Source organism: Pseudomonas sp. HR96 (assembly GCF_034059295.1).
Lineage (GTDB): Bacteria > Pseudomonadota > Gammaproteobacteria > Pseudomonadales > Pseudomonadaceae > Aquipseudomonas.
Map to the genome: position 1 here is coordinate 5213165 of NZ_CP139141.1, position 13556 is coordinate 5226720.

Sequence of the window (13556 nt, forward strand, 5' to 3'; positions counted from 1 at the left end):
AGGCTACCCCCTCCCGCGTCCACCGTACCCGGCTCAATCCTTCAGCGTGACCGTACCCTTCATCATCGAGATATGCCCCGGAAACGAGCAGAAAAACACATAGCTCTGCCCTGCCACCAGCCGCGAGACATCGAAGCTCACCGAGTCGGTCTCGCCTGCGCCGATCACCTTGGTGTGAGCCAGCACGCGCTCGTCGCCTTCCTTGATGTAGTCCTTGTCGAGGTTGGCCGCCATGCCGTCGCTGACGATGCCCTGGGCGTCAGCGTCTTTGCTGAGCACCCAGTTATGGCCCATCACCGCCTTGGGCAAGGTGCCGGAATGGGTCAGGGTGACCTTGAAGCTGGGGCAGCTTTTCGGCACTTCGATGGCCTTGGTGTCGAAGGTCATGGAATCGGTGGAGTCGACGGTCACGGCACACTGGTCGTCGGCCAGGGCGTGGGCGCTGGCGAGGGTCAGCAGGGTTAACGCGGCAGCTTTGGCGAACATGGTGGATCTCCGGTGCGGAAAATGATCAGTCGGGCTCTGGTGGCCCGATCGACGGCGAAAGCCGCTCCATCATAATGCACCAGCAGTTGTATACAATCTGTGTTGCCGTCTTTTTCCATGGAATGCTTCAAGGAGCGGGTTCGTCCAAGGGCATCACCGTGACCTGCACCTCGGGGTCATGATTGCCGCCGCCAAGGATGACCCCCCGCAGTGGCGAGACGTCGGAAAAGTCCCGGCCCCAGGCCAAGGTGATGTGCTCCAGCGCGGGCTGTACGTTGTTGGTCGGGTCGAAGTCGACCCAACCCAGCAGTGGGCAGAACACCGAGACCCAGGCGTGCGAGGCGTCGGCGCCGATCAACCGTGGCTGGCCGGGCGGCGGCTGGGTCAGCAGGTAGCCGCTGACGTAGCGCGCGGCCAACCCGCGCGAGCGCAGGCAGGCGAGCATCAGGTGGGCGAAGTCCTGGCAGACGCCCCGGCGGCTTTCCAACACCTCGATCAATGGCGTGGCCACCTGGGTCGCCTCGGCGTCGAAAGTGAATTCGGCGAAGATTTTTTCCATCAGCGCCCGCACGGCCTGCAACAGCGGCCGGCCAGTGGGGAAACAGCTCTCGGAAAACGCCACGAAGCTCTTCTTGAGGCGCACGTAGGGCGATTCGAACCGGTAGCGACAGGCCTCCAGCACATCGGCCGCCATGGCTTTGCCGCTGTAGCAGAGGGTCGCGCGAGTATGCTCCCAGGCCGGGGACAGATCGAAATTCAACGGCGGCCGAGGCAGCACTTCGACCCACAGTCGCGCGCAGACCTTCAATTCATCGTGGGGACGCTCGAAGGCCAGGCGGGTCAATGGGTTGCCGAACACGTCCAGCTCGTCCATGCGCGCCGTCGGCTCGGGGCAGATGTGCATCTCGTGGCGCTCGCAGCGCTGCCAGGCGCACGGCCGTGGCCACAGGTGCGCGAGCTGCTTGGCCAGGGACACCGGGCTGTCGTAGCTGTAATGGGTGTCGTGGCTGATCTGGTATTTTGCGCTCATCACACCGACACCGTCTGCTGGTTGACGTCGTCGACGTGGGCGAAGTGGCGCAGCGCCAGGCGGTCGGAGACCTGGCTGCTGCTGGCGGCGATTTCACCGAGCAGGCCGGCCAGGCCTTCGAGTACGGCATTGGCGCTGCCGGTACCGAACAGCGGGTTTTCCAGGGTACCCAGATCGAAATGCCGCAGCCGTTCGATCAGCAACGCCAGGCCGCGCTCGCGCGGGGCGGCGAATTCGTCGTTGAGCCGACGCAGCGCGCGGTTGACCAGCTTGAGCTGGAACAACACGGCGTGGGGGTTCTGCTCGTCGAGCAGGAGCAGGTCGAGCACCGGGATCAGTTGCGGCACCGCCAGGTAGCGCGAGCGGTAGGTGATGCTGCTGTTGCCCAGTTCCAGCAGCCACTCCAGGCCCGCCTGGTCGTCCACGGCGGCGCCGCGCAGGAAGGCCGCCAGGCTGGTGCTGAGAAACTGCAGGCGTTCCAGGCGGCGGCCGATCATCAGGAAGCGCCAGCCTTCGTCGCGCGTCATGTCATCCAGGGCGAAGCCGGACAATGCCGCCAGCGACATGACCAAGCGGTTGAGAAAGTCGAGCAGTTCACCGAAGTCCGGCTCCTCGGTGTCCAGGCTCTGTGCTTCGCGCTGCAGTTCGACCAGCGCCTGCCAGTTCTCCCGGGACAGCTTGCCGCGCACCTGTGAGGCCGCCCACTGCAGGCGTTGCAGGTTGGCACGCAGGCTGAACGGCCAGTCCTCGCCCAGCAAGGCGGCCAGCAAGCGTTCTTCCAGGTCGCCCTCCTCGGGCAGCAGGTGCAGGCTGTCGGCCAGCGCCACCGCGGCCTCCAGTGCCTGCGGGTCGTCGCCGTCGACGTAGCGGCCGATGATGATGCGCAGCAGCCGCGCGCTGTCGTCGCAGCGTTCGCAGTAGCGGCCGAACCAGAACAGGTTTTCCACCACCCGCGACGGCAGGTAGGGGTCCAGGCGCACCAGGTCGTGCACACCGATGGCGCGCTGGGCCTTCCACTGCTCACCGCTGGGCGAGCGCTCGCCGAGCACCCAGGTGTCCTTGCTGGCGCCACCGCGCTGCATCGACACCACCTCGGCATCGGCCTTTGCAGCGACCCGGGTCAGGCCGCCGGGCAAGACCCGGTAGTCGTGCTTGCCGGCCACCGCGTACACGCGCATGCCGATGGCCCGCGGTTGCAGCTGGCCGCCTTCGGCCTGCCACACCGGCGCCTGGGACAGCTGGGCAATTTCCTGGGCGACATAGGCATAGGGGCGTGCCTGCAGGCGCTCGACCATGGCCTTGCGCTGGGCGGCGTCGAGGTCGCGGCCGAATACCGGGGGAAAGCTCTGCGAGGGGAACGCCGGTTTGATCAGCAGCTCGCCCAGCTTTTCGATGGCCTGGTCGAGCACCGGCGGCTCACCGCACCACCAGGTGGCGATGGACGGCAAAATCAGCTTCTCGCCGAACAGGTGTTCGTTGATCTTCGGCAGAAACCCAAGCAGCCCGGGCGACTCCAGCACGCCGCTGCCCAGGGCGTTGCCCACCACCACGCGGCCCTGGCGCACCGCCTGCAACAGCCCCGGCACGCCGAGGGCCGAGTCGGTGCGCAGTTCCAGCGGGTCGCAGAAGTCGTCGTCCAGGCGGCGCATGATGGCGTGCACCCGGCGCAGGCCGCTGAGGGTCTTGAGGTACACCGTGGCGTCGCGCACGGTGAGGTCGCCGCCTTCGACCAGCGGGTAGCCCAGCTGGCGCGCCAGGTACAGGTGTTCGAAGTAGCTTTCGTTGAAGCGGCCCGGGGTCAGCAGCACCACCAGCGGCGTCTCGCCGTCGCTGGGTGCCAGCCGCGCCAGGGTTTCCTGCAGCGTGCGGAAGAAGCCGGTGAGGTGTTGCACGCGCAGGTCGCGGTACAGCTCGGGGAAGGCGCGCGAGACGATGGTGCGGTTCTCCAGCGCGTAACCGGCCCCCGAGGGCGCCTGGGTCCGGTCGGCAGTGACCCACCAGCGGCCGTCCGGGGTGCGCGCCAGATCCACAGCGTACATATGCAGGAACGTGCCCTCCGGGGGCGCAATTCCCTGGCAGGGCCAAAGGAAGTTGTTGTGCCCGTAGACCAGCTCGGCCGGCAGCAAGCCCTCGGCGATAAGCTTCTGCGGCCCGTAGATGTCGGCCAGCACTGCGTTGAGCAGTTTCGCCCGTTGGGCGATGCCGGCGGCGACCTGCTGCCATTCGGCGGCGGGAATCAGGTGCGGCAACAGGTCGAGCTCCCACGGGCGATCGGCGCCCTTGGGGTCGGCGTAGACGTTGTAGGTGACGCCGTTTTCCTGGATCTGCCGGGCCAGCAGGGCCTGGCGCTGGCCGAGCTGGGCCGCAGTGCTGCGCTGCAACTGGTCGAACAGCCGCCGCCAATGGGGCCTGACGGCGCCATCGGCTTCGAGCATTTCATGGTAGGAACCCGCGCTCAGCGGGTAACGGTCAAGCAGGTCAGGCATGGAAGGCTCGGCAACGGCGGTCGGCTAGCTGATGACCCGTCCCTGGGGGGCGCGCAATATACATTAAAAACCCTGTCAGAAGCGGCGCATATCCAGGGTCATCGGCAACTCGTCGTTGATCTTGAGAACCGGCACCGGTAACGGCCCGGCACTGTGCCCAACGCGGAAGAAACGCGCCATGCGGCGGCTCTCGGCCTCGTTGGCGTTGACCGGCAGGGTCTCGTAGTTGCGTCCGCCGGGGTGCGCCACGTGGTACTGGCAACCGCCCAGCGAGCGCCCCATCCAAGTGTCAAGCAGGTCGAAGGTCAGGGGGGCGTGCACCGGGATGGTCGGCTGCAGGCAGTTGGCCGGCTGCCAGGCACGAAAGCGCACCCCGGCGACGAACTCGCCGACCTTGCCGGTGGGCGTCAGCGGCACGGCCAGGCCGTTGCAGGTGAGCACGTAGCGTTGCGGCGCCAGGCCGTTGAGGCGCACTTGCAGGCGCTCCAGCGACGAGTCGACGTAACGCACGGTGCCGCCGGCACCGCCCTCCTCGCCCAGCACGTGCCAAGGCTCCAGCGCTTGGCGCAGTTCCAGCTCGATGCCATTGACCGCGTAGTCGCCGACCATGGGGAAGCGGAACTCCATGTGCGCGGCGAACCACTCGGCACGCAGCGGGTAGCCGGCAGCATTGAGGTCGCCGATGACGTCGGCGAAGTCCTGCTCGATGAAGTGCGGCAGCATGAAGCGGTCGTGCAGCTCGGTGCCCCAGCGCGCCAGCTTGGCCGGCGCATAGGGTTCGCGCCAGAAGCGTGCGACCAGCGCGCGCAGCAGCAGTTGCTGAACCAGGCTCATGCGCGCGTGGGGCGGCATCTCGAAAGCCCGCAGTTCGAGCAGACCCAGGCGCCCGGTGGCGCCGTCGGGGGAATACAGCTTGTCGATGCAGAACTCGGCGCGGTGGGTGTTGCCGGTAACGTCGATCAGCAAATTGCGCAGCAGCCGGTCGACCAGCCAGGGCGCGCACGGCTGGCCGGGCGGCGGCATCTGCGCGAAGGCAATCTCCAGCTCGTACAGGGAGTCGTTGCGCGCCTCGTCGACCCGCGGTGCCTGCGAGGTCGGGCCGATGAACAGGCCGGAGAACAGGTACGACAGCGACGGGTGGTTGTGCCAGTAGCTGATCAGGCTGCGCAGCAGGTCGGGCCGGCGCAGGAATGGCGAGTCGCCGGGGGTGGCGCCGCCCAGCACGAAATGGTTGCCGCCACCGGTGCCGGTGTGGCGACCGTCGATCATGAATTTTTCCGTGGTCAGGCGGGTCAGGCGGGCCTGTTCGTAGAGAAACTCGGTGCGCACCACCAGCTCGTCCCAACTGGCCGAAGGCTGCACGTTGACCTCGATTACGCCCGGGTCGGGGGTGACCTTGAAGTTGCTGATGCGCGGGTCGTGGGGCGGCTCGTAGCCTTCGAGCATGACCGGGGTGTTCAGCTCGCTGGCGGTGGCTTCGATCACCGTGACCAGCTCGAGGTAATCCTCCAGGCGCTCCAGCGGCGGCATGAACAGGTACAACCGGCCGTCGCGGGCCTCAGCGCACAGCGCGGTGCGGGTCAGCCAGCTGGCCGATTCGTCGAGCTTGGGCTCGCGCTCGTCGATCACCGGGGTCTGCGCGGCGGCACTGCCCTGCAGTTGCGTCAGGGTCGGCAGCGATGGCAGGTCCTGGTTGGCGTCGGTGGGATGCACGTAGGGGTATTCGGCGGCCTTGACCCACGGCTGCGAGCCCAGCGGCAGGCGATAACCCAGGGGCGAGTCGCCCGGCACCAGCCGGCAATGCTCATCGCGCAGGTACCAGCGCCCGCTTTGCCAATGATCGCCTGCGGCGGTACGGGCCAGCGGCAGGACCTGGCCGATGACCTTGTCCAGGCCTTGTGCAAACACCTTGCGCAGGCGCTTGCGTTCCATCTCGTCGCCCAGTCGCGAGTCCTCGGGCTTGACGTTGGCCGGCAGCGCGCCTTCGCGCCACAGGTAGTAGAACTGGTCTTCATAGGCCGGGAAGACGAAACGTGCCGGCAGCTTGAGCCGCTCGGCGACGCTGGCCAGGAAGCGCCCGGCCAGCTCGCCGGTGACACCGTCGTCGCGGCTCTCGTCGGCGATCAGCGCATCGTTGTTCCAGATCGGCTCGCCGTCCACCCGCCAGTAGCAGTTCAGCGACCAGCGCGGCAGTTGTTCGCCGGGGTACCACTTGCCCTGGCCGAAATGCACCAGGCCACCGCTCCCGTACTGGTCGCGCATGCGGTGGTACAGCTCGGTGGACAGCTTGCGCTTGTCGTCGCCCAGCGCTGCGGTATTCCACTCGGCGCCGTCGGGGTCGTCGATGGAGACGAAGGTCGGCTCGCCGCCCATGGTCAGGCGCACGTCGCCACGCTGCAGGTCGTCGTCGATCTGCCGGCCGAGGTGCTCGATCTCGGCCCATTGTTCTTCACTGTAGGGCCGGGTGACCCGCGGCGCCTCCCAGAGCCGTTCCACCGACATCTCGTGGCTGAACTCGCACTCGCAAGGCTCCACCAGGCCACTGATCGGCGCCGCCGACGACGGATCGGGGCTGCATGCCAGCGGGATGTGGCCTTCGCCGGCGAACAGCCCGGAGGTGGCGTCCAGGCCGATCCAGCCGGCGCCGGGCAGGTACACCTCGCACCAGGCATGCAGGTCGGTGAAGTCGACCTCGGTGCCCGACGGGCCGTCCAACGCCTTGACGTCGGCGGTCAGCTGAATCAAATAGCCGGAGACGAAGCGGGCGGCGATGCCGATATGACGGAACAACTGCACCAGCAACCAGGCCGAGTCGCGGCATGAGCCGCTGGCGTCGACCAGGGTGTGCTCGGGGGTCTGCACCCCAGGCTCCATGCGGATCAGGTAGCGGATGTCTTCACTGAGCTTCTGGTTGATCGCCACCAGAAAGTCCACGGCAGGCTTGGGCGTCAGGTCGATACTTTTGAGATACGCCTCGAACTTCGGCGTCAGCGGCAGTTTTTCCAGGTAGGGCGCAAGTTCGTGTTTCTCGTCCTTGGCGTAGGCAAAGGGGATGTTTTCGGCGTAGGGCTCGAGGAAGAAATCGAAAGGGTTGAACACTGCCATTTCGGCGACCAGGTCGACCTCGACGCGAAACTCATCGGTCTTTTCCGGGAACACCAGGCGGGCCAGGTAGTTGCCCTGCGGGTCTTGCTGCCAGTTGATGAAGTGCTGTTCGGGCAGGATCTTCAACGCGTAGGAGAGCACCCGCGTGCGGCTGTGCGGAGCCGGGCGCAGGCGCACGATCTGTGGTCCCAGTTCGACGGCGCGGTCGTAGCGATAGTGCGTGACGTGGTGCAACCCGACATGTATCGACACAGCGTGCCTCCTGCAAACCTGGACATGGTGAGAACCGCGCAAGACTTATGCCAATGGCCCGAAGTCCACGGGCGCTGAGCCTAGGACACTACCATGGCACCAAAATCACTCAACCGCGAGGTTTGGCTGCAGGGGGTGCACTTTGCGAGGGCAGGAGGGGGCTGATATGGAAGGGGATTATGCGTGAGGGGCTCCTGTGGGAGGGGGCAAAGCCCCCGAGAGGCCGCAGGCCGGCTTGATCTTCATCAACCGCGCAGTTCAGAAGCCCTGTCGCCCCAAGCTTTACCCCCAAGCGCTATCAGCGCGGAACCACCGGCTGACGCGGCTTCTTGCCGCCTTTCTTGCCGCCCTTGGCTGCGTCCGCACGGGCCTTGGCGGCTTCCTTGTTGCGGGCAAACGCGGCAGCCTTGGCCTGTTCGCGCTTGTCCCACGGGTTGCTGCCGTCGCTGGCGCGGGGCGGCAGGCCAGTGTGCTGGGTAAGGATCTTCTGTTCCTTGGCCACCTTGTGGCTGCCCGCCGGCGTCGAGTTCTTGCGCCGCGCGCTCTGATAGCTGTCGCTGTCGGGCTGGTGCAACGGGATCAGCTGGTGCTTGGCGGGGCCGATCAGGTCGCTGCGGCCCATGCGCTCGAGCGCCTCGCGCAGCATCGGCCAGCCCTTGGGGTCGTGGTAGCGCAGGAACGCCTTGTGCAGGCGGCGCTGGGCCTCGCTCTTGACGATCACCAGGTTGTCGCTCTTGTAGGTGACCTTGCGCAGCGGGTTCTTGCCCGAGTGATACATGGCGGTGGCCGACGCCATCGGCGAGGGGTAGAACGCCTGCACCTGGTCGGCGCGAAAGCCGTTGCCCTTGAGCCACAGGGCCAGGTTCATCATGTCTTCGTCGGTGGTGCCCGGGTGCGCGGCGATGAAGTACGGAATCAGGTACTGCTCCTTGCCTGCTTCCTTGGAATACTTCTCGAACATGCGCTTGAACTTGTCGTACGAGCCGATACCCGGCTTCATCATCTGGTTGAGCGGACCTTCCTCGGTGTGCTCCGGGGCGATCTTCAGGTAGCCACCGACGTGGTGGGTGACCAGCTCCTTGACGTACTCCGGCGACTCGACCGCAAGGTCGTAGCGCAGGCCGGAGGCGATCAGGATCTTCTTCACCCCCGGCAGTGCGCGAGCGCTGCGGTACAGCTGGATCAGCGACGAGTGATCGGTGTTCAGGTTCGGGCAGATGCCGGGGAACACGCACGACGGCTTGCGGCACGCGGATTCGATTTCCGGGCTCTTGCAGGCGATGCGGTACATGTTCGCGGTCGGCCCGCCCAGGTCGGAGATGACCCCGGTAAAACCCGGCACCTTGTCACGAATCTCTTCGATCTCGCGGATGATCGACTCTTGCGAGCGATTCTGGATGATCCGCCCCTCGTGCTCGGTGATGGAGCAGAAGGTGCAGCCGCCAAAGCAGCCACGCATGATGTTCACCGAGAAGCGAATCATGTCGTAGGCCGGAATTTTCTGCTTGCCGTAGGCCGGGTGCGGAATGCGCGCGTAGGGCATGCCGAACACGTAGTCCATTTCCTCGGTGGTCATGGGAATGGGCGGCGGGTTGAACCACACGTCCACTTCACCATGCTTCTGCACCAGCGCACGGGCGTTGCCCGGGTTGGTTTCAAGGTGCAGCACGCGGTTGGCGTGGGCATACAGCACGGCGTCGCCGCGCACCTTCTCGAAGGACGGCAGGCGGATCACGGTCTTGTCCCGGGTCATGCGCGGGCTGGCGAGAATCTGCACGACCTTGGCTTCGTTGGGGTCTTCGACCGGGCCCTTTTCCTGCTCGATGGCGCAGGCCTGGGTGTCCTGGGTATTGACGTACGGGTTGATGATCTTGTCGATCTTGCCCGGGCGGTCGATGCGGGTCGAGTCGACTTCATACCAGTCTTTCGGCGTGTCGCGGCGGATGAAGGCGGTGCCGCGAATGTCGGTGATGTCTTCGATCTTCTGCCCGTACGAAAGGCGCTGCGCCACTTCGACGATGGCGCGCTCGGCGTTGCCGTACAGGAGGATGTCGGCGCAGGCGTCGATGAGGATCGAGTGGCGCACCCGGTCCTGCCAGTAGTCGTAGTGGGCGATGCGGCGCAGCGAGGCCTCGATGCCGCCGAGCACGATCGGCACGTGCTTGTAGGCTTCCTTGCAGCGCTGGCTATAGACCAGGCTGGCACGGTCGGGCCGCGCACCGGCCAGGCCGCCAGGGGTGTAGGCGTCGTCCGAGCGGATTTTCTTGTCGGCGGTGTAGCGGTTGATCATCGAGTCCATGTTGCCGGCCGCGACGCCGAAGAACAGGTTGGGCTCGCCGAGCTTCATGAAGTCGTCTTTGGACTGCCAGTTGGGCTGGGCAATGATGCCCACGCGAAAGCCCTGGGCTTCCAGCAGGCGGCCGATGATGGCCATGCCGAACGACGGATGGTCGACGTAGGCGTCACCGGTGACGATGATGATGTCGCAGGAATCCCAGCCAAGCTGATCCATCTCCTCCCTGCTCATGGGCAGGAAGGGTGCTGGCCCGAAACATTCGGCCCAGTACTTGGGATAGTCGAAAAGCGGCTTGGCTGCTTGCATGGGGGATAACCGTGTTAGCTACAGGGTGGAAAATCGCGGGCGCGGAATATAGCACATTTTTTGACCATATCCGACAACGGCGGTCGGCTTTATCGCCGACCGCCGATCGCTCCATTGCGGCCCCGGGGGTCAGTCGGTCGGCAGCTTGGGAGTCTTGTCCACTGGCTTGAGGGCGACGTAGCCGTAGCCGTTGAGCAGCCAGATGTCGTAGTACTGGTTGTCGACCAGACGCTGGCCCTGGCCCTGCACCATCAGTTGGGAAAACAGCTCGTCGTTGGCCTCCAGGTGCAGGTCGGTGAGGTTTTCGACGGTGGACATCTCGCAGGGCTTGAGGCTGAGCACGAAGCGCAGCGCCGGCAAGTTCTCCAGGGTGCCGCTCAGGGCTGGCAGCCAGCTGCCGCTGCAATCGGTGCTGGTCCAGTAGATTGGCTGCTTGTCGCGCAGCTCGGGCAGGTTGGTGATGTCATGGTGCAGGTCATGGGCCAGGGTGCGCTCCAGGTCCTTCTGCGCCTGCAGCACGCGGCCATAGACGAACGCCAGCGACAGCATGCACAGCAGTGGCAGCAACAGCAGCCATTCCAGCCGCGCATGTACGCGGCTGAGGGAAAACTGCGCCAGGTAGAACAGCAGCACCAGCACCGGCGCCATGCCCATCAGCGTGCGCGCTTCCAGGGTGAAGTCGGCGAACGGCAGGATCATCCCGCCGACGCTCAAGGCCATCACCGGCAGGGCCACCACGTAGAGGACCAGGCTGCCAAGGCCGGCGACGCCGACCGAGCGCAGCAGCCGCGCGGCCACCCACAGGTAGCCGATACCGGCGAGCACCGCGAGGGCGACCCACATCCAGGTGTTGCCGGGGGTCAGGAACAGGCTGACCTTGTGCACGATGAGGCCCAGGCGCAGGCCCAGCTCGCCAGCGCCTTCGGCGTTGAATGGCAGCATGCCGGTACGGTTGGTCTGCATCAGCTGGTAGGCGGTGGCGTAATAGATGACCAGGGCGATCGACAACTGGCACAACTGCCGCCCCAGCAGCGCGAAGGCGCTGGCAGTCGGTAGCTGGAAGCGCACCGAGCGGACCAGTTCCAGGCAGCACAGCCCGATGAAGACATTGACCGTGACCTGGTAGAAGCACAGCGCCGCGCCGAGTATCAGGCCAGGTACGAGGACGTTCAGCAGGGTGTTGCGGCCACGCCAGACCACCGCGTAGATCGCCGCCACCAGGCTCAAGGTCATGGTCGGGCCGTCGTACTGGTAGGTCAGGTTGCCCAGCCACATCGGGCAGAACCACAGCGGCAGCACCACCAGGCAATGGCCCAGGCGCGGCTCGATGAAGTAGTGGCGCACCAGCGCGGCGAGGCCGAAGGCCATGGCCACGCAGGCCAGCAGCAAGGGCAGCGGGAAGATGTCGACGGTGACGCCGCTGAAGGTCATCAGCCGGTAGAACAGCTCGGCGAGGATGCGCCCTTCGACGCGCCAGGCACGCTGCACATCGAGTTCCGAACGCCAGTTGTCGTCGACGTAGCGGTAGTCGGCCAGAATGAACGGCAAGGCGAACGCCAGCACCGCCACGAAGAAAAACCAGCGCGCCTGGACCGCAGTCAGTTCACGGTCCAGCCAATGGCGCTGTTCAAGGGAAGCGTAAGCCACGCAATTACTCGTCGTCGAAGTTATAGCTGCCCGGCGCAAGGTTCTCGAACCGGGTGTATTTGCCGATGAACGCCAGGCGTGTGGTACCGATCGGGCCGTTACGCTGCTTGCCGATGATGATTTCGGCGATGCCCTTGTGCTCGGTCTCGGGGTGATACACCTCGTCGCGGTAGACGAACATGATCACGTCGGCGTCCTGCTCGATTGCACCGGATTCACGCAAGTCGGAGTTGATCGGACGTTTGTTGGGCCGCTGTTCCAGCGATCGGTTCAACTGCGACAGGGCCACCACCGGGCAATCGAATTCCTTGGCCAGGGCCTTGAGCGAGCGCGAGATCTCGGAGATTTCGTTGGTGCGGTTGTCGCCACCGGAGCCGGGAATCTGCATCAGCTGCAGGTAGTCGATCATGATCAGGGCGATGTCGCCGTGCTCGCGCACCAAGCGCCGGGTGCGCGCGCGCATTTCCGAGGGGCTGATGCCGGCGGTGTCGTCGATGAACAGCTTGCGATCGTTGAGCAGGTTGACCGCCGAGGTCAGGCGCGGCCAGTCGTCGTCGTCCAGGCGCCCGGAACGCACCTTGGTCTGGTCGATACGGCCCAGCGACGACAGCATACGCATGATCAGCGATTCGCCGGGCATCTCCAGCGAGTACACCAGCACCGCCTTGTCGCTGCGCAGCACGGCGTTCTCCACCAGGTTCATGGCGAAAGTGGTCTTGCCCATCGACGGACGGCCGGCGACGATGATCAGGTCGGCCGGCTGCAGGCCGCTGGTCTTCTCGTCCAGGTCGGTATAGCCGGTGGACAGGCCGGTGATGGTCGCGTCGGTGTTGAACAGGGTGTCGATGCGGTCGATGGCCTTGGTCAGCAGGTCATTGACGCTGACCGGACCGCCGGTCTTGGGCCGCGCCTCGGCGATCTGGAAGATCTGCCGCTCGGCTTCGTCGAGGATCTCCTCGGCGTTGCGGCCCTGCGGGTTGAAGGCGCTGTCGGCGATGTCGGTGCTGATGCTGATCAGTTGGCGCAGGGTCGCGCGCTCGCGGACGATCTGCGCATAGGCCTTGATGTTGGCCACCGACGGGGTGTTCTTGGCCAGCTCTCCGAGGTAGCCGAGGCCACCGACCTGGGAGCTCTGCCCTTCCTTCTCCAGCTGCTCGTGCAGGGTGACGACGTCGAAGGGGATGTTCTGATCCACCAGCCGGGCAATCGCACGGAAGATCAGGCGGTGGTCATGCCGGTAGAAATCGCCGTCGGAGACCTGATCCAGCACGCGCTCCCAGGCATCGTTGGACAGCATCAAGCCACCGAGCACGGCCTGTTCGGCCTCGATGGAATGCGGCGGCACCTTGAGGGCGGCGGTTTGCAGGTCGTACTGCTCAGGGACGGTGATTTCGTTCATGGCCACGCAGAATTCATGAGGGGTGCAAATGACAAAGGGCACGTCCTGTAAACAGGAGCGTGCCCAATGTTAAGCCTCAAGGCACCGAGGTGCCAGTCGGCTTAGGCAGCTACGACGACCACGCGAACGGTGGCTTCTACGTCGCTGTGCAGGTGCACGGCAACGTCGTATTCGCCAACGTTACGGATGGTGCCGTTCGGCAGACGAACTTCAGCCTTGGCCACTTCGACGCCGGAGGCGGTCAGTGCGTCAGCGATGTCGTGAGTACCGATCGAACCGAACAGCTTGCCTTCGTCGCCAGCGGTGGCAGTGATGGTCACTTCCAGCTCGGCCAGTTGGGCAGCGCGGGTTTCGGCCGAAGCCTTCTTGTCGGCTGCTGCTTTTTCCAGCTCGGCACGACGCTCTTCAAACGCAGCCAGGTTGGCGGCGGTTGCAGCGGTAGCCTTGCCGAATGGCAGCAGGAAGTTACGGCCGTAACCGGCTTTAACGTTTACCTTGTCGCCCAGGTTGCCCAGGTTGGCGATTTTTTCCAGCAGGATCAGTTCCATT

8 protein-coding genes are annotated in these 13556 nt (G+C 65.3%); all 8 read right to left on the bottom strand.

Features of this window, described 5'->3' with window-relative positions:
• Window positions 1-33: 33 nt before the first annotated feature.
• The 8 genes from azu to rplI all read right to left on the bottom strand — a co-directional run bounded on the left by azu (window position 34) and on the right by rplI (window position 13555).
• Window positions 34-486: an azurin gene (gene azu / locus SFA35_RS23410; protein WP_320573176.1), complete on the bottom strand. Its 453-nt coding sequence runs from the start codon at window positions 484-486 to the stop codon at window positions 34-36.
• A 127-nt stretch (window positions 487-613) separates the two neighbouring features.
• The gene (locus SFA35_RS23415) at window positions 614-1516 is read right to left on the bottom strand and encodes a transglutaminase family protein (RefSeq protein ID WP_320573178.1); all 903 of its coding nucleotides are present in this window, start codon (window positions 1514-1516) and stop codon (window positions 614-616) included.
• Window positions 1516-4002: a circularly permuted type 2 ATP-grasp protein gene (locus SFA35_RS23420; protein WP_320573180.1), complete on the bottom strand. Its 2487-nt coding sequence runs from the start codon at window positions 4000-4002 to the stop codon at window positions 1516-1518. Before SFA35_RS23420 ends, SFA35_RS23415 begins: the two co-directional genes overlap by 1 nt.
• A gap of 75 nt (window positions 4003-4077) precedes the next feature.
• On the bottom strand, window positions 4078-7359 hold the full coding sequence (locus tag SFA35_RS23425) for a transglutaminase family protein (protein WP_320573182.1): 3282 nt from the start codon (window positions 7357-7359) through the stop codon (window positions 4078-4080).
• A gap of 298 nt (window positions 7360-7657) precedes the next feature.
• A complete protein-coding gene (locus tag SFA35_RS23430; RefSeq protein ID WP_320573184.1) occupies window positions 7658-9961 on the bottom strand; it encodes a YgiQ family radical SAM protein in 2304 nt (767 codons plus the stop codon).
• Window positions 9962-10090: 129 nt separating this feature from the next.
• Window positions 10091-11608 carry a glucosyltransferase domain-containing protein gene (locus SFA35_RS23435; protein WP_320573186.1) on the bottom strand — a complete coding sequence of 506 codons (1518 nt, stop codon included), beginning with the start codon at window positions 11606-11608 and terminating at the stop codon, window positions 10091-10093.
• A 4-nt stretch (window positions 11609-11612) separates the two neighbouring features.
• On the bottom strand, window positions 11613-13007 hold the full coding sequence (dnaB, locus tag SFA35_RS23440; protein WP_320573188.1) for a replicative DNA helicase: 1395 nt from the start codon (window positions 13005-13007) through the stop codon (window positions 11613-11615).
• A 101-nt stretch (window positions 13008-13108) separates the two neighbouring features.
• A complete protein-coding gene (gene rplI / locus SFA35_RS23445) occupies window positions 13109-13555 on the bottom strand; it encodes a 50S ribosomal protein L9 (protein WP_320573190.1) in 447 nt (148 codons plus the stop codon).
• Between the last annotated feature and the right edge of the window lies 1 nt (window position 13556).